The sequence below is a fragment of the Serinicoccus profundi genome (assembly GCF_008001015.1).
Lineage (GTDB): Bacteria > Actinomycetota > Actinomycetes > Actinomycetales > Dermatophilaceae > Ornithinicoccus > Ornithinicoccus profundi.
Window position 1 is genome coordinate 3030447 of sequence record NZ_CP042862.1, and the last position, 24660, is coordinate 3055106.

A 24660-nucleotide genomic window follows, 5' to 3' on the forward strand; every position below is an offset into this window, starting at 1 on the left:
CAGCAGGCACATAGCCCCGGGCTGCGGAATGGACTCACACCACCGGACACCGCCCCCGAGGAGCACCCATGAACGCCCTGATCCTGCCCGCCGTCGACCTGCTCGCGATCGTCCTGCTGACCTTCGCGATCTACCTGCCCCGGCACCGACGCACCGAGCTGGTCCCGGCCTTCCTCGGGGTCAACGTGGGGGTGCTGGCCGTCAGCATGGCCCTCACCTCCTCGGCCGCGACGGTCGGTCTGGGGCTCGGGCTCTTCGGCGTCCTGTCGATCATCCGGCTGCGCTCCAGCGAGCTCAGCCAGCGCGAGATCGCCTACTACTTCGCCGCGCTCACCCTGGGTCTGCTCGGTGGCATCGGGGTGACCAGCCTCGCTGTCGGCATCGGCCTCATGGCGCTCGTCGTGCTCGCCCTCGCGGTCGGCGACCACCCGAGGGTCGCCGGGCCGCAGGAGGAGCTGCTGCAGCAGCTGGTCGTGCTCGACCGGGCGGTCACCGACCCCGACGAGCTGCGCGACCGGCTGCGGGCGCTGCTCGGCGGCGAGGTCGTCACCGCCCGCACGGTGCGCCTGGACCTGGTCGACGACAGCACGCAGGTCGAGGTCGGCTGGCGGGTGTCCGGCAGGACCTCGCCGACGGTGCAGGCCCCGGCCGGCGCCTCCGTGACCCGCGAGGCGGTCGCCCGATGAGCCCGCTAGCCAGCCTCTCCCCCATCTCCCTGACGGACCTGGTGGCCGAGTCGGCCCTGCTCACCCGGGTGGACCGCAAGTACCTCCTCACCACCGCCCAGGTCGACGCCGCCCTCACGGACCTGCCCGCCGGGACGCGCGTCCTGGAGATCGAGGGCCTGCGCCGGTTCGACTACGCCTCGACCTACTTCGACACCGACGACCGGCAGAGCTACCGCCTCGCCGCCACCGCGCGCCGCCGTCGCTGGAAGGTCCGCACCCGCTCCTACCTCGACACCGGGACCTGCTGGCTCGAGGTCAAGACCCGCGGTCCGCGCGGCACCACGGTCAAGGCGCGCCAGCCCCACCCCGTCGGTATGCCGTCAGCCCTCACCGCGGACGCGGCCGGCTTCGTGGAGCACACACTGCGCGACCAGGGGGTGCCGCTGCCCCGGGACGGGTGGGACGCGGCACCCGCGCTCGACACGGCATACCGCCGGAGCACGCTCGCGCTCGCCGATGGTGCCCGCGCCACCATCGACACCCGGCTGCGCTGGACCTCGCCGGACGGCACCGAGCTGGCGCCCGAGGGCGTCGCCATCGTCGAGTCCAAAGGCGGGTCCACCCCGACCTCGCTGGACCGCGCGCTCTGGGCCGCCGGCCACCGGCCGGTGCGGATCAGCAAGTTCGCCACCGGCCTGGCCCTGCTCGACCCGACCCTGCCCGCGCACCGCTGGCACCGCCTGCTCACGACCACCGGCTCGCTGGCCGCCTGACCCACCACCCACCGAAGGAGAACCACCATGAGCACCACCCGCACCCGCCTGCGCACCACCGCCGCCAGCCTCGCCGTCGCCGCCCTGATCGCCGGCTGCGGCGTCCAGGGGACCACCGGCAGCACCGCCGCCGGCAGCACCGTCAGCACGAGCACCTCCGACATCGAGGGCTCGACCGAGGACAGCACTGCCACGACCGAGGAGAGCGCCGAGGCGTCCGAGGACGCCGGCGAGGACACCGAGAAGGCGATCGGCACCGTCGGCCTCACCACTCACGCCGACGGCGACGAGGCCGACTACGACGCGGCGAGCGCGGTGTCGGTCGAGCTGGCCGACGACGGCGGCAGCAGCAGCGCCGGGAGCGGCGTCGAGGTGAGCAGCACCGAAGAGGGGACCGACCTGGTGACGATCGCCGAGGCCGGCACCTACGTCCTCTCCGGGACCCTGACCGACGGCCAGGTCGTCCTGGACGTGCCCGAGGAGGAGGACGTCACCGTCGTGCTCGACGGTGTCGAGGTGACCAGCTCGCTGGGCTCGGCCCTCCTCATCAGCGCGGCCGAAGACGCCACCGTCGTCCTCGCCGACGGGTCCGAGAACTCCCTCACCGATCCCGCGACCTATGCCCAGACGGAGGCGGTCGTCGACGAGGAGACGGGTGAGGAGGTCGACGCCCCCGACGCCGCGCTCTACTCCACCGCCGACCTCACCATCGCCGGGACCGGCGCGCTCACCGTCGAGAGCTACGGCGGCGACGGCATCACGAGCAAGGACGGCCTGGTGATCCTCTCCGGCGAGCTCACCGTCGACGCGGTGGACGACGGCATCCGGGGCAAGGACTTCCTCTCCGTCCAGGGCGGCACCCTCACCGTCACCGCCGACGGTGACGGCCTGACGTCGGACAACACCGAGGAGGGCACCGGGATCATCGCCGTCTCGGGGGAGACCACCGAGATCACCGTCGCCGCGGGCGACGACGCGGTGAAGGGTGAGAACGCCATCGACCTGGTCGGCGGCCAGCTCACCGTGACCCAGTCGCTGGAGGGTCTGGAGTCGGCCCGGATCCTCGTCGAGGGCGGCACGACCGACGTCACCGCGAGCGACGACGCCCTCAACGCCGCGTCGGACACGACCACGCCGTCGGTGGAGATCAGCGGCGGTGAGCTCACCCTCACCTCCGAGGGTGATGGCCTCGACTCCAACGGGACGGTCACCATGACCGGGGGCACGGTCGTCGTCAACGGCCCGACGATGGACGGCAACGGGGCGCTCGACGTCGACGGCGACTTCCTCGTCTCCGGCGGTGACCTCCTCGCGGTCGGCAGCGCGGGCATGCTCATGGCGCCGTCCACGGCGGGCGAGCAGACCTCCCTGGCCACGGCGCTGAGCGGCAGCGCCACGGCGGGCAGCACGCTCACCGTGACCGACGCCGACGGCGAGGTCGTCGCCGAGATCGAGGTGGGCCGGGACACCGCGTCCCTCGTGCTCTCGAGCGCAGACCTCGTGGCGGGAGAGACGTATACCGTCAGCTCCGGCTCCACCACCCTCGCCACCGCCATCGCCGGGGAGTACTCCCTCGGTGGTAGGGGAGGCCCGCGCCCCTGAGCGGGTCCGATATCCGTCTGCGGGATGATGCCCCGGTCTGGTGCACCCCACCAGACTGGGGCCCGTGCAGTTCAGAGAACACGTGCGCGTCGTGGCGGGTGATGCAGAGGGACACTCTGGTCGGACCCTGGGTCAGGCCGAGCTGGTCACCCCCGAGTGCGCTGTGATGCGGCTGGGTGTCAGGGAGCCCACGCCCTCTCTCCCTCTGCATGTCGTGCTCGTCCCTGTCGCAGCAGGGGGCGGCAGGGGCGAGCACGACACCACCACCGCGGGACCTCAGACCGTGCGTGATGGTCAGCAGGTGCTCGCTGCGCCGAGGACCATCGCCGTCGTCGAGGTGCTCCCGTCCGAGGACGGCAGCGGTGACGTGGCCCTGAAGCTGGCCGAGGGCGCCTCCGGCAGGGTGTCCGCACGCAGCTCGGGCGCTCGGTCGGGGAGCGGATCGTCGGCCTCGCACACCCAGGTGGCGTCCCTGGCCCCCCAGCTCGCCGGCATCGACAACTGGCTCTGCCGGAAGTTCCCCCGGCTCTGCGACTAGGTTGGATCCCTTACCCGCAGCACCGGCCCGACGACGAGAGGGGGCACCCGTGACGACCCCGACCTCCGGCTCTCCGGACATCTCCGACGGTCCGCGGTGGCGCCTGCTCATCCGGGGCCTGGGGGTGCTCGCCATCGTCATGGCCACGATCTTCGACCTCGGCACGACCGGGATCTTCATCGACGAGCCGTTCCTGGTGGGAGGCCGCGGGGTTGCACCGATCTGGCTGGTGGTCGCGCTCGTGCTCCTCATGGGTGCGCTGCTGGTGGTGCGCTACCGCTTCCCCGTGGTGGCCTTCCTCGGGGTGTGGGGGATCAGCGTCGGTCTCACCCTCGGGTTGGAGTATGGCCAGCCGATCTTCTGCCTGCTCGTCGCCATCCATGCAGCGGCCCGTCGCGGCGGCCTCCTGCGCTGGTGGGGTTCGTTGGGACTGGGTCTGGTCCTCGTGCCCCTCATCATGCGCAACGTCGCGAAGTCCTTCTCCACCTACGGGCTCGGCGAGTACCTGTCCACGGCAACCTTCTTCGCGGCGCTGGTGTTCGCGGCCTGGGCGGCGGGGACGGTCGAGCGCTACGCCCATCGGCGCGCCACCGCCCTGCACGACACGATCGACAGCACGGCGGAGGAGGCCGCGCACGCGGAGCGGCAACGCATCGCGCGCGAGCTGCACGACATCGTCGCCCACTCCGTCAGCGCCATGATGATGCAGGCCGCCGGCGCCCGGGCGATGGCGGCATCGGTGGGCCGCGACCACCCCGACGACGCACGGGTGGGGACCGTGATGCGCTCCCTCGGCACCATCGAGACCACCGGCGCCCAGAGCATGCGTGAGCTGCACCGCCTCCTCGGGGTGCTGCGCGGCGAGGTGGCCGCCGATCCCGGCGGCAGCAGCCTCGACCTCGACCGGGAGTCCAGCGTGCAGCCGGGGATGGATGATCTGGAGGACCTGCTCTCCGTGCCACGAAGCAGCGGCCTCATCGTCGAGACGCACCACAGCGGCACCCCGCGCGAGGTCGACCCGTCGGTGGGGGCCGCGGCCTACCGCGTCGTCCAGGAGTCGTTGACCAACGCGCTCAAGCACGCCGGGCGCGGCGCGCTCGTCGACCTCTACGTCGCCTGGCACGGCGAGGAGGTGCAGGTCCAGGTGCGCTGTCGGGGCAGCCGCGACGCAGCGCGGCCGGGCATCCCCAGCAGCGGCACCGGCCTGCGGGGGCTGCGGGAACGGGTCGGTCTCGTGGGCGGCAGCTTCGAGGCGGGCTGGGCCGGCGAGGAGTTCGTCAGCACCGCGGTCCTGCCCGCCCGTCCTCCGACGGGATCTGCGACGCACCCGGCGCCGACGCCGGGGAGACCGTGACCATCCGAGTCGTCATCGCCGACGACCAGGAGCAGGTGCGCGACGGCCTGTCCATGCTGCTCGCCGCCGAGAGCGACCTCGAGGTCGTCGCCCTCGCAGCCGACGGTCACGAGGCGGTCGCGGCCGTGCGGCGCGAGCGGCCCGACGTGGTGGTCATGGACATCCGGATGCCGCGCATGGACGGCATCGAGGCGACCCGGATCATCACGAGCGATCACCCCGAGAGCAGGGGTGAGGCCGAGGGCGTGACGACCGTGCTCGTGCTCACCACCTTCGACCACGACGATGCGCTCTACGGCGCCCTGCGGGCCGGGGCATCGGGCTACATGCTCAAGGACGCTGCCCCGACCCGGCTCGGCGACGCCGTCCGGCGCGTCGCCGACGGCGGCTCATGGATCGACCCCACGGTGGCCGGCAAGGTCATCGAGACCCTGCGCGAGACCGCTCCCCGCGACGCCAGCGGTCGGCCCAGCCTGGAGATGCTCTCTCCCCGTGAGCTCGAGGTGCTGACCCTCATGGGTGATGCACCGTCCAACCAGGACCTCGCGGGCATGCTCTTCGTCTCCGAGGCGACGGTCAAGACGCACATCTCGCGACTGCTCATGAAGACCGGGAGCTCCGAGCGAGCGCAGCTGGTCGCGCTGGCCTACAAGACCGGCCTCGTCCAGCCCTGATCTTCCTCTTCCACCCCTCCCGACCGGCCCTGCCCTCCGACCGAGCGCCGCAGATGGTTGGGCCGCGCTCCCTCTTCCCACCGAGCGCCGCAGATGGTTGGGGCAGGGCAACCATTCCCGACGCCCGGTGGGTGGCAGAGCAACCATTCGCGACGCCCGGTGGGTGGCAGAGCAACCATTCGCGACGCCCGGTGGGTATACCGACTTTGAGCGGGCCGACGGGAGGACCCGGAGGCGGCGAGGACCCGGGGCAGGACATCGTCCGGCGGCGAGGCGCCTTGGCAGGAAATGCAACCTGACCTGCGAAAACACGCTTTGCGACGGCGCGGAGGCGACGACATACTCCTCTGGTGCCCACTTCCCTCGGACTCTTCGGCACCGGACGCCTCGGCTCGGCGATCCGGCGGCTCGCCGACGCCCGCGACGACGTGGACCTCCGCTGGGCCGTCGGTCGGGAAGCGGCGAGCGACCTCGAACAGGTCGACGTCGTCATTGACGTCAGCACCGGACCGGCCGTCGCCCAGCACCTCACCTGGGCCCGCCGCACCGGCACCGACCTGGTCATCGGCGCCACGGGCTGGGACCCGGCGCTCCTCGCGGACGGCGACCACGGAATCCGTGTCCTCGTGGCCCCCAACTTCTCCCTCGGCGTCGCCCTGGCACGTCGGCTGAGCCTCCTGCTCGGCGGGTATGCCGCCGCCACGGACCGCGACGGCGTCGCGGTCGACCTCGCGGTCACCGAGACGCACCACCGCCACAAGATCGACGCGCCCAGCGGCACCGCACTCGCGCTGCGGGACGCCCTCTCCGTCGGCGCAGCCCGCCACCCGGAGGACGTGCAGACCACCAGCCTCCGTCTGGGCGAGGTCATCGGCGACCACGAGGTCACCGTCGCCACCGCCCTGGAGACGATCACGGTCCGGCATACCGCGCACGACCGTGACCTCTTCGCCGCCGGTGCGCTCACCGCAGCCACCTGGCTCACCACCCGGCCCGCCCCGGGCCTGTACACCCTCGACGACCTCGCCGAGGACCACCTGAAGGAGACAGCATGAGCACCAGCCTCACCGCCGCACCGTTCACCGGCCTCGGCGTCGCCCTCGCGACGCCGTTCACCACCGGGACCGACGCCGTGGGTGGGGCACGAAAGCCCGCCGTCGACCACGCCGCCTTCGGGCGCCTGGTGGAGCACGTGCTGGCCGACGGTCTCGGCGTGGACTGGCTCGTGGTGCTGGGCTCGACCGGTGAGGCCGCCACGGTCTCGGACACCGAGCGGCACGCCCTCGTGCGCCAGGCGGTCGAGCTCAGCCGCGGCGACGGCCCGGTCCGCGGCACCCCCGTCGTCGTCGGTGTCGGTCACAACGACACCGAGCGCACCTGCGAGCTCGCCGCGCAGGCCGCCGCAGCCGGCGCGGACGCCGTGCTCGTGGTGACGCCGTTCTACAACAAGCCGCAGGTCAGTGGGCTGGTCGCGCACTACCGCGCGGTCGCCGAGGCGGCGGCCGGGCTGCCGGTCATCGCCTACAACGTGCCGGGCCGCACCGGGTGCAACATCACCCCGGACGCGATGCGCCAGCTCTGGGAGATCGACCAGGTCGTGGCGGTCAAGGAGAGCTCGGGCGACCTGCGCCAGCTCGCGCAGCTGTGCCAGGAGGCCCCTCGGGGTCGTGCGGTGCTGGCTGGTGACGACGACCTCGCGCTGGCCGGGATCGCCGTCGGCGCGCAAGGCCTGGTCTCGGTCTGCGCCAATGTCGCTCCGGTCGAGACCCGCCGTCTGGTCCACGCCGCCCTGGCCAGCGACCTGGGCCTCGCGCGGGAGATCAACGCCGTGCTCGCACCGCTCATGGACGCGATGTTCGCCGAGACGAACCCGGTACCGGTCAAGGCGGCGCTCGCCTGCCTGGGCCTGGCCACCGCCCACGTCCGCCTCCCCCTCTCCCCCGCCGAGCCGGACACCTGGACCCGGGTCCAGGGCGCCCTCGCGGGGGTGCAGTCCGCCCGCCGCAGTGCCCGCGGAGCCCGGATCGGCCAGCTGCCGACCCAGCTCGCGGTGCCCCACGACGCCGCCGCCCTCGCCTCGTGAGCACCGTAACCACGACGCCGCACGAGCTCGAGGCTGTCTTCTCCGACGGTGGTGACCCCACCGTCGCGGACGTCGAGCAGCTGCTCACCGCGCTCGAGGAGGGCACGGTGCGGGCCGCCAGCCGCGACGAGCAGGGCCGATGGACGGCCCACGGCTGGGTCAAGCGCGGAATCCTCACCGCCTTCCGGCTGAGCGAGACCGTCGAGATCGACTGGCCCGGCGGCAGCGTCGACAAGTCGCTCGTGCCCGCGCGCCGGATCACCGCGAGCGACGGCATACGCCTCGTACCGGGCGGCACCTCCCTCCGACGTGGCACCCACCTCGCCCCCGGCGTGGTCGTCATGCCCCCGAGCTACGTCAACGTCGGGGGGTATGTCGGCGCCGGCTCGATGATCGACAGCCACGTGCTCGTCGGCTCCTGCGCGCAGGTCGGCTCGGGCGTCCACCTGTCGACCGCGGTGCAGCTCGGTGGCGTGCTGGAGCCGGTCGGTGCCCGGCCGGTCGTCGTCGAGGACGGGGTCTTCGTCGGGGCGCAGTGCGGGCTCTACGAAGGCGTCGTCGTGCGCCGTGGAGCCGTCCTCGCCCCTGGCGTCACGCTCACGGCCGGATCTACGATCTACGACCTGGTCCAGCAGCGTGAGGTGCGCGGTGAGGTGCCGGAGAACGCCGTCGTCGTCCCCGGGTCGCGGCCCGCACGGGGCGACTACGCCGACGTCCTCGGCCTCTCGCTCTACGCGCCGGTGATCGTGAAGTACCGCGACGCCTCCACCGACGCGGCCACGGCCCTCGAGGAGTCGCTGCGGTGATCACGGCGACCAGGGTGGCGGGCCAGGGCCTGTCACCGATCCGACGCATGTCGCTCGGCGCCCCGCCGGACGCGATCAACCTGGGTCTCGGCGAGCCGGGGTGGGCGATGCCCGACCTCGGTGCCCCTGCGGGTCCGACGCCGCTGGCCTACGGCCCCAACACCTCCGACCCCGAGCTGGTCCGCGCGATCGGACGGTATGCGGGCGCGCTTGCGGGTGGGTCCACTCCCTCGGACACCTCGGCCCCGGTCACAGCCGGGCACGGCCAGTCGCCTGGGCTGTCCCCCGACCAGGTCATGGTCACGGCCGGCAGCCAGGCGGCGCTCTTCGCGCTGTTCAGCGCCTATGTCGAGCCCGGATCGGTCGTGCTGGTCCCCGATCCCGGCTTCGTCGCCTACCCCACCTTGGCGCGGATGTGCGGGGCGACACCGGTCGGCTACCCGCTCGGCGCCGGCGGCGACCTCGATGCCGAGGCGCTGGCCGACGCCCTCGGTGCCCACCCGCATACCTCGCTCGTCGTGCTCAACCACCCGGCCAACCCCACCGGGGGCGTGGCCTCCGCCGCCGCGCTGGAGCAGGTGGCGCGACGCTGCGACGAGCGTGACGTGCTGCTCGTGAGCGACGAGGTGTATGCCGAACTGTGGGTCGACGAGCGCCCCACTTCCCTACGCGAGGTGACCGACAACGGGGTGGCGCTCGGCTCGATGAGCAAGGCCTTCGCCGCCCCGGGGCTGCGCATCGGCTGGGCCACGGGCGACCCCGACGTGCTCGCCCCAGCACGGCTGGTGCACAACGCCATGACCACTGCACCGTCGCGGCTCTCGCAGGCCGCCGCGCTCGCCCTGCTGGAGTCGGCTGAGCAGGTGCTGCCGGCCGCCCGGGAGGAGATCCGGACGCGGTGGGAGACGGTCGATGTGATCGCTCCCCATCTCTGCCGTTCTGCGCGGAGGATCGTGGGCGAGCGCCACCCGGCGACCCTGCCGAGGACCGCCGGGCGGGTCGGCTTCTACCTCTGGCTGCCCCTGCCCCACGACGTCGAGGAGCACGGCCGGTCCGACGCCGCGACGACCGAGACCTTCGCGCTGCGGCTGCGCGACGAGGGTGGCGTGACGACGATCCCCGGCACCGCTTTCGGACCCCGAGGGGCAGGATTCCTCCGGGTGAGCCTGGGTGGCCCGATCGCCGAGCTCGAGGAAGGACTCCGGCGCCTGGCGCCCTGGTGGAAGGCATGATCTTGACTGCTGCGACGACCGACCTGTTCGCCTTCGACGAGGCGACCCTCGACGACCTGGCCACCCGGCACGAGCGGCCCTTCTTCGCCTACGACCTGCCCGCCGCCCGCGAGCGGTTCACGCGGCTGAGGGCGGCGCTGCCGGCCCGGGTGCGGCTGGCCTATGCCGTGAAGTCCAACCCTGGCCTCCCGCTGCTGGAGACCCTGGCCGAGCAGGGCGCGTGGTTCGACTGCGCGAGCGCGGGCGAGGTGTCGACGACCCTGGCCGCCGGCGGGACCGGCGAGGGAATGGTCTTCGCCGGTCCGGCCAAGACCGAGCGCGACCTGCAGGCCGCCCTCTTCGCGGGGGCTCGGGTCCAGGTGGACGGCATCGAGGACGTCGCCCGGCTGCACACCCTGCACACCGGCGCGCGGCCGCTGCGAGTCAACGTCCGGGTCAACCCGGTCGGAGGTGTGTCAGAGGGCGCGACCATCATCGGTGGTGGCGGGCCGAGCGCGTTCGGGGTGGACGAGGAGGTGCTGGAGGAGTTCGTGGCCGAGGCGGCGCGCTACGACCGAGTCCAGATCAGCGGGCTGCAGGTCTTCTCGGCGAGCAACGAGCTCGACGCGGGGCGACTCCTGGCCAACCACCGCACCGCGCTGCGGATCGGCCAGCGGCTGCAGGAGCTGGTCGGCCGCGAGCTCGACCTCATCGACCTCGGCGGCGGGCTCGGCATCCGGTATGCCCTGAGCGAGGCGACCCTGGACATCCGCGCTCTCGGCGCCGGGCTGGGGCGGGTCCTCGGTGAGCACCCCTGGTTCACCGGCGAGCTCCTCCTGGAGCCGGGGCGGTGGCTCTCCGGTCCGACCGGGGTGTATGCCGCGCGGGTCGTCCGCACCAAGGCCTCCCGCGGCGAGCGTTTCGTCATGCTCGAGGGTGGGATCAACCACCTGCTCCGTCCCCTGCTGACCGGGCAGTCCTTCCCGACGCTGGCGATCCGACCGGGCGAGGGCGTCATCACCAGCCGGCGGGCCAGCACGACCCTCGCCGGCCCGCTGTGCACCTCCCTGGACCGGGTCGGCACCGGCGACCTGCCGATCGACCTGCGCCCGGGCGACGTCGTGGTCTTCGGCCAGACCGGGGCCTACGCCTATACCCAGGCGATGAGCCACTTCCTCTCCCACGCGCTGCCTCAGCAACACTGGCTGACGTGAGAGCGGCCGGGGAGCACAGGACTGCGGAGTGCCACGGGTCGCTGCGAGACTGGTCGAGGTCATTGACATCCCTGAAAGAAAAGTAAAGACTTAGTCAACGTCGCCGGATGCATTCCGACGCCAGACTCTCACCCGCAGGTGGTTCGTGGCTCAGACTTTCTGGATCACCCCGCTCGATGCCGCGCCGCCCGACGTCGCGGTCGCGAAGCGTGCCTGCGAGGAGTCGCGGTTCACCTGCACGATCGTCCCCCTCCCCGCGCTGCGCGACCTGCTGGGCGGCGAGCGCCCGACAGCGGCGATCCTGCTGGGCGGACGCCCGTCCCCGCCGTTGATCGAGGCGCAGCGGTGGCTCGCCGATGCCAGAGTGCCCACGCTGATCCTCCTGCCCACCCTCACCGATGACCTCGAGGCGATCTTGCTCGACCGCGGCGCGCAGGACGTCCTGCGCCTGCCGCTGTCGACACGCCGCCTCGGCGCCCGGCTCAGACTCCTCGGCCGCGCCCCCGTGCAGGTCCACGAGGAGTCCGACGAGATCAGGGTGGACGGCAACGTCACCCTTTCCCCGGGCAGCCGCACGGTCTGCGTGGGGAACTCGCCGGTCACCCTGACGAAGTCGGAGTTCGACCTGCTGCTGACCATCGCGCTGCGCCGTGGGTCGGTCGTCGACAACCACGACCTCTCCCGTGCCCTGGGCCATAACACCCTGAGCAACCGTGCCCTGCAGACACACGCCAGCAGGGTGCGCAGCAAGCTTCGGGCGGCAGGTGCCCCGGACGTCATCTCTTCGGTGCGCGGGATCGGCTACCGTCTCCGCGAGTAGGTCCCGCACCTCCGCCAGGGACCACCGCCAGGAGCGGTCGAGAACCCCCTGACGGAAATTCTTTCGGTTTGCTTGCTCCCAGGGAAAAGCTTGGTCAGCGTTTGTCCAGTATTCCTTAAGGGGCCCTCCGAGGGCGCCTGAGCGCTGTTAATGTCACGGCTTCCCATCAGCGCTCATGTCCCCCCGGAGCACTTCGTGATTCGTTTTGTGGTGGCGCTCTTCAGCGCCATTTTTCTTTCCCTGTCCACCATGGGAGCCGCCCCCTCGGTCGCCCAGGACGAGACGACCTCATCGGTCTCCGTCACCCGCATCACCGGCACCAACGCCTACGCGGTGGCCGCAGCGGCGTCCCAGTCGGCCCCCGCGGGCCAGCCCGTCGTCTTCGTCGTCAGCGCGCAGGCCTATCCCGACCAGATGGTGGCCGCCACCCGGGCCGGCGGCATCAATGCCCCGGTTCTTCTGGTCAGCCAAACCTCGGTGCCCACAGTGACCCGCGACGCGCTGAACCGACTCGACCCCGAGCGGATCGTCGTCGTCGGAGGTGACGGCGTCGTCTCCGACTCGGTGGTCGGCGCCCTTCGCTCGTATGCCACGACAGGCGTGGTCGAGCGGGTCTCCGGCGTCAACCGCTACGTGACGGCGGCCCACCTCGCGCAGAAGTTCCCCCGCGGCACGGACCGGGTCTACCTGGCCGGTGGGCTCGGCTACGCGGACGCCATGGCCGGCGCGGCCCTCGCGGGTTTCCAGGAAGTGCCGATGGCGCTAACCCCGCGTGACAGTCTCCATCCCTCCACCCGCGAGGCCCTGCAGCACCTTCGCCCCTCGGAGATCGTCATCCTGGGCGGCACCGGTGTCGTGTCCTCCAGCGTCGCCCAGCAGGTGGCGGCCTACGCGACCTCGGGGCGGGTGAGCAGAATCAGTGGTGTGGACCGCTACGCCACCGCCGCCAAGATAGCCGACCGCTTCCCCGGCTCGACGTCCCGCGCCTACGTCGGGCCCGGCCTGTCGTATGCCGAGGCCCTCGTCGCCGCCGCAGCGGCAGGTCGTGCCAACAGCCCGCTTCTGCTGACCAGGGCGACGTCGGTGCCCTCCTCCACGGCCGGTGCTCTCGCGGGTCTCCCGCTCGACTCCATCGTCGTTGTCGGGACCGTGTCCAGCATCTCCGACGCGGTCGTGCAGCAGCTGCGCCAGGGAGGCGGTGGATCCGACCCGAGCGGGCGACCGCTGCTCGGCGGTTACCTCGGCGCTCCAGGTGAACGACCGGACGAGCGTTTCCGGGAATCCTTCGGCGCCTGGCCCGACCTGGCGTCCACCTACTACCAGGCCCAGGGCCGCGGCGGTGGGACCATCAACAGGTCTTACGAGAAGGCACGCATCGACCGCGGCACAATCCCCCTCATCACGGTCACCTCGGTGAACGGGCCCTACAGCATGCGTCAGATCGGCTCGGGTGCGGCCGACCCCTGGATCGACTACTGGGCCACCGAGCTCGGCAATCTGCGGGGTGAGGTGTGGTTCACCTTCGACCACGAGTTCGAGGTCAAGCTCAACCAGGGCAAGTTCGGCTCCGCGACGACCACGGACGACTACGTGCGCGCCTACAACCGCTTCCAGCAGCGCGTGAAGGCCAAGGCTCCGAACGTGAAGTTCGTCTACTGGTACGGCTACCACGACACCAAGAAGATCGAGGCCATCGGTTCAGGGCTCAACCGCCCCGACATCCTGGCGCTCGACCCCTACGTCTTCGACCACCACGCCTCGGACACGACGTTCGAGGAGATGGCCGCCCCCAAGCTGACCTGGTTGCGCAGCCGGAGCTGGTACGCCGGGCAGCCGATCATCTTCGGCGAGTTCGCGAAGGACACCCAGCACGGTGAGCAGAACGTCGTCGACTTCCTGAGCAAGCTGCGCCCGAAGATGGATGACCTCGGCGTATCCGGTGCGGTCTACTTCTCCCGCGACAAGCCTGGCGACATCATGGCCGACCTGACGAAGTCGTCCTACCCCAAGGCCAGGAACGCCTACGGCGAGTCGGTGCGCAACCCGTAAGCCCTAGGGCGTGGAGGACCCGACGAGGTCTGCGTCCAGGCTCAGGTCGGAGGACGACGACGACGACTGGTGGACCTCGATGGCCAGCGTGTTGGTGCCGGGCACCAGCAGGTCAGGGTCGAGGGCGAAGGAGCGCAGGGCGCGCTCGGCCTGACCGTCGCGGTTGGTCGCGGCCCGGGTCGTCGCGGTGACGGGGCCGGCCGGCATGTTGTCGCGCGCGGCCTCGACGCCGTTGAGGTGGACCACCGCACCGTCGTCGACGACCATCGTCACCACGAGGGTGTCGGGCACCGTGTCGACGGTGAACCGGGTGCGGAAGTACGTCGTGATGTGCTTGGCCGACGCCGAGGGGCCCCACGACACCACCGTGGCCTCGTCGCCGTCGCCGTATCCGAACTCGGCGGAGCCCTGCGCCCAGCCGCCGTCGTCGAAGGCCGGCCCCTGCCAGCCCGCTGCCAGGTTGCCGTTGTCCCAGTAGGTCCACGGGGCGCTGGACCCGTCGACGTAGGTCTGTCGGGTGGTGGGGGGAGGTGGCGCGCCGCCGGTGAAGCGGACGAACCCCTGGGCAGGTATGCCGCTCACCAGGGTGAACTCGCCGCCGGCGACCACCCCGGTGGCGGTGGCGTCGATGGCGAAGATCCCCCAGAAGTGGTTGAAGGTCGGCCGGAAGGCGTCGTCCACGACACCCGTGACGGCGTCGGCGACGAGCAGCTTCAGCCGGGTGTCGTCCTGGTAGCCGTCGTGGAAGCCGAAGTAGACCCGTCCACCGTGGTGGTCGACCGCCTGGACGTCGCCCATCGTGGTCTGCCGCCACCGGCGGACCCCGGTGGCGGCGTCCCACGCGGTCGCGCTGTTGGATCCTGCTCCCAGGGCACCGAAGAGCAACGAACCGTCGTCGTTGAGGGCCAGATCCAGGATCGGGCGCACGCTCGACTGGAAGGTCTGAGGGTGGGCGGTTCCCGTGACGCTGGACACGGCGGCCACCCCGGTGCGGGGCAGACCCCCGGCCGAGGTGAAACTTCCGGAGAGGTACAGCACGTCCTGGACTGGGTGCTTGACCACCGACATGACCTTGGCATCGGCCCGCCCGACGAAGGCAGGGTCCACCGCGCCGGTGGTGGCGAGCACCTTGGCCACCCGCTGACGGGTCACCCCGCCGACGGTGGTGAAGTCACCACCCACATACAGCCAGCCGTCGCGGACGTCGAGCCCGAGCACGGCGCCGCTGGCATCGGCCCGGAAGGCCGTGTCGACTGCACCGCTCACCAGGCTCACCTTGGCCAGCCTGACCCGGTCCACACCACGGATCCGCCCGAAGTGGCCACCGACGTAGAGCGCCAAACCGTCGCTGGCCAGGGCCTGCACGGTCGCCCCGGCATCAGCGGTGAAGTCCCGGCGCAGCTCACCGGTGAGGGCGTCGAAGGCGGCCAGGTTGCGCCGGGCCACCATCTCGCCTCCCGGGCTGGTGGCAGTGGTGAAATTGCCCCCGACGTAGACGATCGGACCGACCGTCAGCACGGCCGAGACCTTGCCGTTCACCCGCCACGACGCGGCGGGCACCGGCGAAGGCGAGACCGCCGTCGCGGTGGGGGGCACCATGAGGAGCATGACGAGGGCGCAGACGAGCGCCTGGGGGAAGAGGAATCGACATCGACCGACCATGGCCCGTCCATTCGTAGGCGCGTGCCACTATCGTCCGCCTACCGCAGGACCGGCGTCAATGCCTCGACGCGATCCGGACGACCGCCGGCTAACGCTCCTCGCCGACGGTCAGGAAGGGCTGAGCCAGGACACCGTTGAACTGGTCGGTCGCCGAACGGATGACGGCCCCGTTGGCCGCGAGCTTGCCCCCCAGCGACAACGGCACGCCCTCCTCGAAGGACAAGGCGCCCAGCGGCCCCTCCTCCGTCACCCTGACGGTCGACCCGACGACGGACAGGGGAGCCAGCGACAGCTCGACGGACTCATCCCTGCGGACGCACCGCACGCGGTACCACTCGCCCGCCTCCAGGTCGGCGGTGATCCGGGCCTCGAGGATCCCGTCGAGGCCCGCGACCCGGCACAGGACGTTGCTGCCGTCGGAGTCGATCTTGAACTGACTCTCGCCGGAGGCCAGCCCACGTTGGATGAGGTTGTTGCCCCCGTCGACCGTCGTCCCGAAGGACACCGCGTCGAGGGCGAAGTCGACACCGAAGGTGAAGGTGTCCTCACCCACGTCCAGCACCCCGCCCGACGCGTCCTGCGTCACCCGGACGATCGCTCTCGGGGGTTCGTCGTCCAACGAGAAGGCGGGGAAGCGCAGCGCGGGTTCGCCGAAGCTGTCGCGGTCGGCCGTGATCACCCCGCCGTTCAACGCCACCGCGTCGATGTCGAGGGCCCCCGACCCGACCGGGAGGGTGTCCAGGGCTTTCCCCTCGGGGATGTCGATGTCGACGTCGAGCAGGTTGCCCCCGTCCGTGGCGGCCTCGGGCGCGGCCGACGTTGCCTGCTCCGCCTCGCGACCGGCATCCTCCTGCACTCCAGGGTCGGGCTCCGTCTCTCCCCCGCAGCCGGCGAGGAGGAGCACCCCGAGGACGCCGGCCAGCAACGGGGCAGGTGTAGGCACGAGTCGCTCCTCTGGGCCACGGACACGGGGACGAGAGATAAATCTTTGCACGTCGGCGCTTCAGCGGCCCGCGTCTCGATCCGCAACGACGAGGTATGGCTCGGAGACCAGGCCGTTGAACTGGTCCGTCGTCGACCGGATGACGGCGCCGTTGGCCGCCAACTTACCCCCGATCGACAGCGGCAGACCGGCCCTGAACGAGAGCCGCCCGAGGGGACCGCTCGCGGTGGCGACCGCCGTCGGCCCGACGAGGGTGATGGGCGTCAGCGACAGCCGGATGGCCTCGCCCCGTCGCGCGCATCGGACGCGGTACCACTCCTGCGGGCGCACCTCCTCGTGGATCCGCGCCTCGAGGACACCCCCGTCGCCCTCGATGCGGCACAACGGCATACCGTCGTCGATGTCGATCTTGAACTGGCTTCCGTCCGAGGCGAGCCCGCGCTGGATGAGGTTGTTGCCGCCGTCGACACCGGCTCCCTCCGAACGGTCGTCGACCGCGAAGTCGGCGCCGAAGGTGAAGTCGAGGTCGTCCACCCGCAGCGCCCCCGGATCTGCGACCTCCTGCACCCGGACGATCGCCCTCGGGGGCTGCGGGCCGGTGGCGTAGGAGGGGAAGCGGAACGCGGCAGCCTCAGCACTGTCACGGCCGGTCGTCACGACTCCGCCGTCCAGGGTGACGACATCGATGACGAGCCCGTCGGCGTCCGGACGCATCGAGGTGACGACGTCACCGTCGGATCCGTCGAGGGCCAGGGCCAGCAGGTTCGGTCGGCCCTCGAGACCTCGATAGGGCTCAGTGGTCGTCGCCCACGGCTCAGAACCTGGGCGTTCGGAGGCCGTGGAACCCTCCGCGGCCGAGGTGGCCGCGGAGGACTCCGGCGAGGTGGGAGCACCGGCGGGAGTGTCGTGCGCGTCAGGCCCCTGGGCGCCCACGTTGGCACACCCGGTGAGCAGGAAGAGGCCAACGAGGGTGGCTGCGCGTGCAGGCCGCGGCATGGAGCACCTCACTGTGCATCGACCGACGGGGAATCGCAGCAGTCTCACACACGAGCGCCGCGTCGTCCCTTCAGATGCGCACGGCGATCTTGCCTCCGGGGCTCCCCTCCTGCGAGAGGCGGTGCGCGTCGGCGATCTGGTCGAGCTCGAAGGTCGCCGCCACCGTGACCTTCAGCTCACCCCGGTCGACCAGCTCGGCCAGGGCGTCGAGGTGGTCGCGGTCCGGGCGGACGAAGACGTAGTGCCCGCCGATCGTGGCCATCTGCTCGGCGTCGATGACCGACGCCACCCGAGCGGTGTCCTTGACCTGCTCGGCGATGTCGGACATGGCCTCGCCACCGACGAGGTCGAGGACGGCGTCGACCTGGCCGCCGGACTGCGCCAACTGCTCGCCGATCGGCCCGGCGGTGTAATCCAGCACCTCGCTCGCGCCGAGGGAGCGCACGAGATCAGCGTTGGCCGCCGACGCGGTGCCGATGACCTCGGCGCCCAGGCTCCGGGCGATCTGCACCGCGAACTGGCCCACCCCACCCGAGGCCGCGTGCACGAGCACGCGCTCCCCCGGCTGGATCGCGAGCGCCTCGGTCAGCGCCTGGTATGCCGTCAGTCCCGCGAGCGGCACGGACGCCGCCTCCTCGAAGGACAGGCCGGCGGGCTTGCGGGCCACGGTGCGCTCGGGCGCCGGCACGAGCTCCGCAGCGGTGCCGAAGGCGACGTCGTCGCGGCGGACGTAACCCCATACCTCGTCACCGACCTCGACGCCGGTGCGGACCGCCGGGCCCACGGCCTCGACGACCCCGGCGACGTCCCAGCCCGGGATGATCGGCAGGTGGTGCGGGTAGGCGCCCTGCAGATAGCCCTCGCGGATCTTCCAGTCGACCGGGTTGACGCTGGTCGCCCGGGCTCGCACGAGCACGGTGTCCGGGCCGACGGGCGGGTCGGGACGCTCGACGACGGTGAGCACCTCGGCTCCACCGAAGGTGTCGTAGCTGGCTGCGCGCATGGAACTCTCCTTGACGTTCGGGGGTGGTTCTTCGCGGCCGCGGCCGCGCCCCAAGGACAACACCGGTGGCAGTGGGCTATTCCACACCGCTCGGCACTGGCCCTGGACCACGGACACTCTTCCGGTGCAACACCAATGACATCGGTGGCACACTTGCGACCATGCCTACGACCCGCCCGCGGCACCAGGTGACCGAGACACCTGCTGTCGCCGCTGCGCTGGATCGCGCCGCCCGGCGCTGGCCCGACGAGCCGCGGAGCAGGCTGCTGCTGCGACTCGTCCAGATGGGGAGCGAGGCGCTCGACCAGGGCATCGAGGAAGAGACCGTGCGACGGAGGGATGCCGTCGAGGCCACCCGGGGCAAGTACGTCGACGTGTTCGGCGACGGCTACCTGGCTGAGCTCCGGGAGGACTGGCCAGAATGATCACGCTGGACGCCAGCCTGGTCATCGCCCACCTTGAGCCACGAGACCCCCACCACGACCCGGCGACGTCCTTCTTGAGGGAGTACGCGGGCCAGCCTCTGCTCATCCACCCCCTCAACCTCACCGAGGTCCTGGTCGGCGGCGTCCGATCCGGCCGAGGCCGAGAACTGATGGACGATCTAGGGGCCATCGGCATCGACGTCGCGAGCCCGGAGGACACCGACCCCCTTCGCCTCGCGACCCTCCGGGTCGAGACCGGGCTGAAGCTCCCTGACTGCTGCGCTCTCGACACGGCGCTCCGCACGGGGTCGACCTTGGCGACCCTCGATGACCGCCTGGCCGCCGCAGCGCGAGCGCGACACCTCACCGTCAGGCCGACCCTGGGCTAGCTACTCGCCCTCCGCCGGTGTGTGGTTCGCCGCCCTCCCGACCATCCATCTCGACTCGGCGCCCGGTCGGCCACGGGTCCGTGACGAGGCGCCCGTAGGTCCGGACGTCGTCGAGCGGGCCTGGCGCACCATGTCAGGAGCGCTCCGGAACGCCGCAAGCACCGCAGCCGCGTCGTCCTCACGCCCGGGTCGCAGCCGGTATGACGTCGGGTCGGCAGGGTCGCCCACGTCGCCACCCTAGACGGCTCGGGGACCGTGGGCACGGGACTTTCCAGGACAGGCCCGCTGGCCCTACGCTGGTCGTGTGTTCCTGGGGATCCCTGACTACGGGACGTTCTTCGTCGCCGCTCTGCTCATCGTGCTGCTGCCCGGACCGAACTCGATGTTCGTGCTCTCCGAGGCGGCCCGTCGTGGCGTGCGCCGCGGCTGGGCTGCCGCGCTCGGCGTCTTCGTCGGCGACTCGGTGCTCATGGGTCTCACCTTCCTCGGTGCGGCCTCGCTGCTGCAGGGCAACCCCGTGGTCTTCAGCCTCGTGAAGTACCTCGGCGCGGCCTACCTCGCCTGGATCGGGCTGCGACTCGTGCGTGGCGGGATCGCCGCCATCCGTCGCCCGGCCCCCGCCACCGCCGACGCCCCGGCCGCGCCCACGCGGCGCGGCACCTCCTTCACGACGGCCCTGGTCCTCAGCCTGCTCAACCCCAAGGCGATCCTCTTTTTCGTCGCCTTCTTCGTGCAGTTCCTCCGCCCGGACTCCCCCCGGCCGCTCGGCGACTTCCTCGTCCTGGCCAGCACCCTGCAGGTCCTGAGCATGATCTACCTCGGCGCGCTCATCGTCGCCGGCACCGCCCTGGCCCGCGGCTTCCAGCGGCACCGGCGCACCTCGGGCGGCCTGACGGGCCTCGTCGGCGTGGTCTTCGTCGGCTTCGGCGTCAAGCTGGCCGCCACCTCCCTCTGAGTTCCGCCGGGACCGCGGTCGCCCTAGCACGACCTTCATCGGCAAGATCGCCGATGAAGGTCGTGCTAACGCGTGGTCACTCCGGCGGTGAGGGCCGTCAGCGCTCCCACTCATCGAAGATCAGCCAGGTCCGCGTGGCACGCACCCCGGTCACCCCCTGGATCCGGCCGAGCACGACGTCGCGCAGCTCGTGGTTGTCGCGGGCGCGCACCTCCACTAGCATGTCGAACTCCGCGCCGACCAGCGCCACCTTCTCCACCCCGGGCAACGCCTCCAGCGCGCCGAGCACCTCCCGCCAGCTCCCCTGCTCGATCGACACCGAGACGTAGGCCGCCGTCGCCAGGCCGAGCTTGTCCGAGTCGACCTTCGCGGCATACCCCGTGATGACGCCCTCGCGGTGCAACCGCTCCAGCCGGGAGTATGCCGTCGCCCGGCTGATGTGGACCCGTTCGGCGAGCGCGCGGACCGACAGGCGGCCGTCGCGACGCAGCTCGGTGACGATCGCGCGGTCGGTGTCGTCGAGGGGTGCGGCAACCTGTCCGGCCTCGCCACCACGGACCCATCCTTCGTCGGACGAACGGTGCTCAGTCATCGGCCCATGATGCCATCCGTCCGGATCTGCAGCCAGATGTCGTGCGAGTGTGCAGTCACGCGGCACGATAGCCCTCAGACGTCTACGTGAGGACCCGAGGAACTCGACGATGAGTGACATCACCGAACTGCTCCCCTGCCCCGACCCGGTGCAGCTGCTCGCCGCCGACGGGAGCGCCGTCGAGCCGAGCGAGCAGGCGCGGGCCCGCGGCTATGCCATGCCGGCACCCGAGGACCTGCTCGCCGTCTGGCGCGCGATGGTCCTCGGTCGCCGCTTCGACGCCCAGGCGACCGCACTGACCAAGCAGGGTCGACTGGCGGTCTACCCCAGCTCCCGCGGGCAGGACGCCTGCCAGGTGGCCCCGATCCTCGCGCTCGAGGAGCACGACTGGCTGTTCCCGACCTACCGCGACTCGATGGCGCTGGTCACCCACGGGATCGACCCGGTGCAGGTCCTGACCCTGCTGCGCGGTGACTGGCACTGCGGCTACGACCCGCGGGCCACCCGCACCGCTCCCCAGTGCACGCCGCTGGCGACCCAGGCGGTCCACGCGGCCGGCGCCGCCCACGGCATCGCCCGCCGCGGCACCGACGCGCTCGCCCTGTGCCTCATCGGCGACGGCGCCACCAGCGAGGGCGACTTCCACGAGGGGCTCAACTTCGCCGCCGTCTTCGAGGCGCCCACGGTCTTCCTCGTGCAGAACAACAAGTACGCCATCTCCGTCCCCCTCGCCAAGCAGACCAGGGCACCGGCACTGGCCTACAAGGGCGTCGGCTACGGCGTGCGCAGCGAGCAGGTCGACGGCAACGACCCCGCCGCCGTGCTCGCGGTGATGCGCGAGGCCTACGCCCACGCCCGGTCGGGCAAGGGCCCGGTCCTCGTCGAGGCGCACACCTACCGGATGGAGGCGCACACCAACGCCGACGACGCCACCCGCTACCGCACCGCCGACGAGGTCGACGAGTGGACCGGGCAGGACCCGATCGTCCGGCTCCAGGCATACCTCGTCGCGCAGGGACACCTCGACGACGCCCGCATCCAGGAGGTGCGCGACGAGGCCGAGGCCCTCGCCGCCGACCTGCGGACCCGCATGAACGCCGAGCCGACCGTGGAGCCGCTCGAGCTCTTCGACCACGTCTACGCCGAGCCGACGCCCCAGCTGCGCGAGCAGCGGGAGATGGTGCGTGGCGAGATCGACAGCCACGTCACCACCGAGGAGATGGAGGAGGCCCGATGAGCCAGACCCAGATCACACCTACGCCAAGGCGCTCAACACCGCGCTCCGCGACGCGCTCGCCGAGGACCCCGACGTGCTCATCCTCGGGACGTCGGCGCGCTCGGCGGTGTCTTCCGCATCACCGACGGCCTCACCAGGGACTTCGGCGAGGACCGCTGCGTCGACACCCCGCTCGCGGAGGCCGGGATCGCCGGCTTCGCGGTCGGCCTGGCCATGCAGGGCTTCCGCCCGGTCATCGAGATGCAGTTCGACGCCTTCGGCTACCCCGCCTTCGAGCAGGTCGTCTCCCACATCGCCAAGATGCGCAACCGCACCCGCGGGGCGCTCCCCATGCCGATCGTCATCCGGATCCCGTATGCCGGCGCCATCGGCGGCGTCGAGCACCACTGCGACTCCTCCGAGGGCTACTACGTCCACACCCCCGGGCTGCACGTCGTCACCCCCGCGACCCCGGCCGACGCCTACTCCCTGCTCCGTGAGTCGATCGCCTCGGACGACCCGGTGATCTTCATGGAGCCCAAGAGCCAGTACTACGCCAAGGCCGAGGTCGAGCTCCCCGCCACGACCGAGCCGATCGGCCGGGCCGCCGTGCGCCGGACGGGGTCGGACGTCACGATCATCACCTACGGCCCGCAGGTCGCCACCGCGCTCAAGGCGGCCGAGGTCGCGGCGGCCGAGGAGGACTGGGACGTCGAGGTCGTCGACCTGCGCACCCTCGTGCCCTTCGACGACGCGACCGTGGAGGCCTCGGTCCGCCGGACCGGCCGGGCCGTCGTGCTCGCCGAGGCCCAGGGCTTCGCCGGGATGGGAGCGGAGATCGCGGCCCGGGTGCAGGAGCGCTGCTTCCACTCCCTCGCCGCGCCGGTGCTGCGCGTCACCGGGCTCGACATCCCCTACCCGCCGCCCAAGCTCGAGCACACGCACCTGCCCGGGGTCGACCGGGTCCTCGACACCATCGCCCGCCTGCAGTGGGACGACGAGCCCGACCACACGCATACCCCGCAGGAGGTCTCGGCATGACGCAGGTCTTCCGGCTCCCCGACCTCGGCGAGGGCCTCACCGAGGCCGAGATCGTCGAGTGGCACGTGTCCGCCGGCGACGTGGTCGGCGTCGACCAGGAGGTCGTCACGGTCGAGACCGCCAAGGCCGCGGTGTCGGTGCCCTGCCCGTATGCCGGCACCGTCGCCCGCGTGCACGCCGAGCCCGGCCAGGTGCTCCCCGTGGGTGAGCCGCTCATCACGATCGGCGAGATCGGTGCCGACGGCAGCGCGGGGAGCGGTGACGACGCCCAGCCCTCCGGCGGCGCACCAGGGGGCCACGGCGGCGCGGACGGTGAGCAGTACCGCGAGGAGGAGCGGGCCGGCGCCCGGCTCCCCGAGGGCCAGGCCGCCGGTGAGGCGGGCGGTGGCTCGCAGGACGAGCCGGAGCGCCCGCTCATCGGCTACGGCGCGGGTGAGGGCCCCGCTCGCCGCACTGGCGGCGCCCGGCGCCGCCGCCGCGCGGCCACCCCGGCCACCCCGGCCACCCCGGCGACCACTACCCGTCCACCCCACCGAGCGCCGCAAATGGTCGCGGACCCACCCCACCGAGCGCCGCAGATGGTCGCGGACCCACCCCACCGAGCGCCCCAGATGGTGGGCGCGCGGTGCGGGTGATCTCCCCGCTCGTGCGCCAGCTGGCCCGTGAGCACGGCGTCGACCTGGCCCTGGTGCCCCCGGGCCCCACGGGCGTGATCCGCCGGGCCGACCTGACGGCATACCTCGAGCGTGGATCGGACCGGCCGGACGCCGGGCCGGCGCGCATCGCCGGTGCGGGCGCCGCGGGCCGCCCATCTGGCCACGGCGCGACGACGCGCATACCGATCCAGGGCGTCCAGCGCCTCATGGTCGAGCGCCTGAGCACCTCCCGCCGCGAGATCCCCGACGCCACGACCTGGGTCGATGTCGACGCCACCCGGCTGATGAAGACCAAGGACGCGCTCAAGACCGCCCGGCCCGACGCCGGGATCGGCGTGCTCCCGCTGCTGGCCCGGATCACCGTGGCGGGGCTGGCGGCCTACCCGGCGCTCAACTCCTCGGTCGACACCGAGGCCGGCGAGATCGTGCACCACGGTGCGGTCAACCTCGGCTTCGCGGCGCAGAGCCCACGCGGGCTCGTGGTGCCGGTCGTCCGCGACGCGCACGCCATGACGACGACCGAACTCGCGGCCGCGCTGCGTGAGCTGACCCTCAAGGCACGGGACGGCAAGCTCTCGCCGGCCGAGCTGACCGGAGGGACGTTCACGCTCAACAACTACGGGGTCTTCGGCGTGGACGGCTCGACGCCGATCATCAACCACCCCGAGGCGGCCATGCTCGGCGTGGGCCGGATCGTGGACAAGCCGTGGGTCCACCGGGGCAAGCTCAAGGTCAGGAAGGTCACCCAGCTGTCCTTCACCTTCGACCACCGGGTCTGCGACGGCGGCACCGCCGGCGGGTTCCTGCGCTTCGTGGCCGACTGCGTCGAGCAACCCGCCGCGCTGCTGGCCGACCTCTGAGGCGGCACGGGACAGAGGGGCGCGGGACCGAGCACCCCGCTGCCGCCTCGGAGGTCGTGAGCCAGCTGTCGGGCCGCCACACAACCTGGGCAAGCTGAATCGCCATACGACAGCAGTGCCATGGTGCCTC

24 protein-coding genes and 1 pseudogene are annotated in these 24660 nt (G+C 71.8%); 20 read left to right on the forward strand and 5 right to left on the reverse strand.

Features of this window, described 5'->3' with window-relative positions; genetic code table 11:
• Window positions 1–68: 68 nt before the first annotated feature.
• From FA582_RS14115 to FA582_RS14175, 13 genes are all read left to right on the forward strand, one after another.
• Complete coding sequence (locus FA582_RS14115; protein WP_010147055.1) at window positions 69–686, forward strand: DUF4956 domain-containing protein; 618 nt, start codon at window positions 69–71, stop codon at window positions 684–686.
• Window positions 683–1441, forward strand: a complete 759-nt coding sequence (locus FA582_RS14120) for a polyphosphate polymerase domain-containing protein (RefSeq protein ID WP_010147056.1) — start codon at window positions 683–685, stop codon at window positions 1439–1441. Before FA582_RS14115 ends, FA582_RS14120 begins: the two co-directional genes overlap by 4 nt.
• A gap of 27 nt (window positions 1442–1468) precedes the next feature.
• Window positions 1469–3043 carry a carbohydrate-binding domain-containing protein gene (locus tag FA582_RS14125; RefSeq protein WP_010147057.1) on the forward strand — a complete coding sequence of 525 codons (1575 nt, stop codon included), beginning with the start codon at window positions 1469–1471 and terminating at the stop codon, window positions 3041–3043.
• Window positions 3044–3344: 301 nt separating this feature from the next.
• Window positions 3345–3581: a hypothetical protein gene (locus tag FA582_RS14130; protein ID WP_147899852.1), complete on the forward strand. Its 237-nt coding sequence runs from the start codon at window positions 3345–3347 to the stop codon at window positions 3579–3581.
• A gap of 49 nt (window positions 3582–3630) precedes the next feature.
• Window positions 3631–4935, forward strand: a complete 1305-nt coding sequence (locus FA582_RS14135) for a sensor histidine kinase (protein WP_010147059.1) — start codon at window positions 3631–3633, stop codon at window positions 4933–4935.
• The gene (locus FA582_RS14140; protein ID WP_010147060.1) at window positions 4932–5609 is read left to right on the forward strand and encodes a response regulator transcription factor; all 678 of its coding nucleotides are present in this window, start codon (window positions 4932–4934) and stop codon (window positions 5607–5609) included. Before FA582_RS14135 ends, FA582_RS14140 begins: the two co-directional genes overlap by 4 nt.
• A gap of 350 nt (window positions 5610–5959) precedes the next feature.
• Entirely contained in the window at window positions 5960–6664 is a 705-nt protein-coding gene (locus FA582_RS14145) for a 4-hydroxy-tetrahydrodipicolinate reductase (protein ID WP_010147157.1), read from the forward strand.
• Complete coding sequence (gene dapA / locus FA582_RS14150; RefSeq protein WP_010147158.1) at window positions 6661–7692, forward strand: 4-hydroxy-tetrahydrodipicolinate synthase; 1032 nt, start codon at window positions 6661–6663, stop codon at window positions 7690–7692. Before FA582_RS14145 ends, dapA begins: the two co-directional genes overlap by 4 nt.
• Window positions 7689–8498: a 2,3,4,5-tetrahydropyridine-2,6-dicarboxylate N-succinyltransferase gene (locus tag FA582_RS14155; protein WP_010147159.1), complete on the forward strand. Its 810-nt coding sequence runs from the start codon at window positions 7689–7691 to the stop codon at window positions 8496–8498. Before dapA ends, FA582_RS14155 begins: the two co-directional genes overlap by 4 nt.
• Window positions 8495–9730, forward strand: coding sequence for a pyridoxal phosphate-dependent aminotransferase (locus FA582_RS14160; protein ID WP_010147160.1), 1236 nt, complete (start codon window positions 8495–8497; stop codon window positions 9728–9730). Before FA582_RS14155 ends, FA582_RS14160 begins: the two co-directional genes overlap by 4 nt.
• The gene (locus tag FA582_RS14165) at window positions 9727–10923 is read left to right on the forward strand and encodes a type III PLP-dependent enzyme domain-containing protein (RefSeq protein ID WP_029540638.1); all 1197 of its coding nucleotides are present in this window, start codon (window positions 9727–9729) and stop codon (window positions 10921–10923) included. The genes FA582_RS14160 and FA582_RS14165 overlap by 4 nt, the downstream gene beginning before the upstream one ends.
• A 145-nt stretch (window positions 10924–11068) precedes the next feature.
• Window positions 11069–11743, forward strand: coding sequence for a winged helix-turn-helix domain-containing protein (locus tag FA582_RS14170; protein ID WP_010147162.1), 675 nt, complete (start codon window positions 11069–11071; stop codon window positions 11741–11743).
• A 195-nt stretch (window positions 11744–11938) separates the two neighbouring features.
• On the forward strand, window positions 11939–13792 hold the full coding sequence (locus FA582_RS14175) for a cell wall-binding repeat-containing protein (RefSeq protein WP_158640886.1): 1854 nt from the start codon (window positions 11939–11941) through the stop codon (window positions 13790–13792).
• 3 nt (window positions 13793–13795) lie between these two features.
• On the opposite strand, the gene FA582_RS14180 is transcribed toward FA582_RS14175, so the two are convergent.
• From FA582_RS14180 to FA582_RS14195, 4 genes are all read right to left on the reverse strand, one after another.
• Entirely contained in the window at window positions 13796–15454 is a 1659-nt protein-coding gene (locus tag FA582_RS14180) for a delta-60 repeat domain-containing protein (protein WP_010147164.1), read from the reverse strand.
• Between the two features lie 88 nt (window positions 15455–15542).
• Window positions 15543–16397: a hypothetical protein gene (locus tag FA582_RS14185; protein ID WP_141567566.1), complete on the reverse strand. Its 855-nt coding sequence runs from the start codon at window positions 16395–16397 to the stop codon at window positions 15543–15545.
• Window positions 16398–16457: 60 nt separating this feature from the next.
• Window positions 16458–17393 (reverse strand): hypothetical protein, encoded by a 936-nt coding sequence (locus FA582_RS14190; RefSeq protein ID WP_010147166.1) that lies wholly within the window; start codon window positions 17391–17393, stop codon window positions 16458–16460.
• A 70-nt stretch (window positions 17394–17463) separates the two neighbouring features.
• Entirely contained in the window at window positions 17464–18396 is a 933-nt protein-coding gene (locus FA582_RS14195) for an NADP-dependent oxidoreductase (RefSeq protein ID WP_010147167.1), read from the reverse strand.
• A gap of 161 nt (window positions 18397–18557) precedes the next feature.
• On the opposite strand from FA582_RS14195, the gene FA582_RS14200 reads away from it, so the two are divergent.
• The 3 genes from FA582_RS14200 (at window position 18558) to leuE (ending at window position 20165) form a co-directional block, all read left to right on the forward strand.
• On the forward strand, window positions 18558–18821 hold the full coding sequence (locus tag FA582_RS14200; RefSeq protein WP_010147168.1) for a hypothetical protein: 264 nt from the start codon (window positions 18558–18560) through the stop codon (window positions 18819–18821).
• A complete protein-coding gene (locus FA582_RS14205) occupies window positions 18818–19210 on the forward strand; it encodes a type II toxin-antitoxin system VapC family toxin (protein WP_010147169.1) in 393 nt (130 codons plus the stop codon). Before FA582_RS14200 ends, FA582_RS14205 begins: the two co-directional genes overlap by 4 nt.
• A gap of 304 nt (window positions 19211–19514) precedes the next feature.
• Complete coding sequence (gene leuE / locus FA582_RS14210; RefSeq protein ID WP_010147172.1) at window positions 19515–20165, forward strand: leucine efflux protein LeuE; 651 nt, start codon at window positions 19515–19517, stop codon at window positions 20163–20165.
• A 97-nt stretch (window positions 20166–20262) separates the two neighbouring features.
• On the opposite strand, the gene FA582_RS14215 is transcribed toward leuE, so the two are convergent.
• Window positions 20263–20757, reverse strand: coding sequence for an Lrp/AsnC family transcriptional regulator (locus tag FA582_RS14215; protein ID WP_010147173.1), 495 nt, complete (start codon window positions 20755–20757; stop codon window positions 20263–20265).
• 109 nt (window positions 20758–20866) lie between these two features.
• On the opposite strand from FA582_RS14215, the gene pdhA reads away from it, so the two are divergent.
• From pdhA to FA582_RS17595, 4 genes and pseudogenes are all read left to right on the forward strand, one after another.
• Window positions 20867–21994 carry a pyruvate dehydrogenase (acetyl-transferring) E1 component subunit alpha gene (gene pdhA, locus FA582_RS14220; protein ID WP_010147174.1) on the forward strand — a complete coding sequence of 376 codons (1128 nt, stop codon included), beginning with the start codon at window positions 20867–20869 and terminating at the stop codon, window positions 21992–21994.
• A pseudogene (locus tag FA582_RS14225) lies at window positions 21942–23014 on the forward strand (alpha-ketoacid dehydrogenase subunit beta). The gene pdhA and the pseudogene FA582_RS14225 overlap by 53 nt, the downstream one beginning before the upstream one ends.
• A complete protein-coding gene (locus FA582_RS17590) occupies window positions 23011–23649 on the forward strand; it encodes a biotin/lipoyl-containing protein (RefSeq protein ID WP_147899853.1) in 639 nt (212 codons plus the stop codon). The pseudogene FA582_RS14225 and the gene FA582_RS17590 overlap by 4 nt, the downstream one beginning before the upstream one ends.
• Complete coding sequence (locus tag FA582_RS17595; RefSeq protein ID WP_338093008.1) at window positions 23646–24530, forward strand: dihydrolipoamide acetyltransferase family protein; 885 nt, start codon at window positions 23646–23648, stop codon at window positions 24528–24530. Before FA582_RS17590 ends, FA582_RS17595 begins: the two co-directional genes overlap by 4 nt.
• Window positions 24531–24660 lie beyond the last annotated feature (130 nt).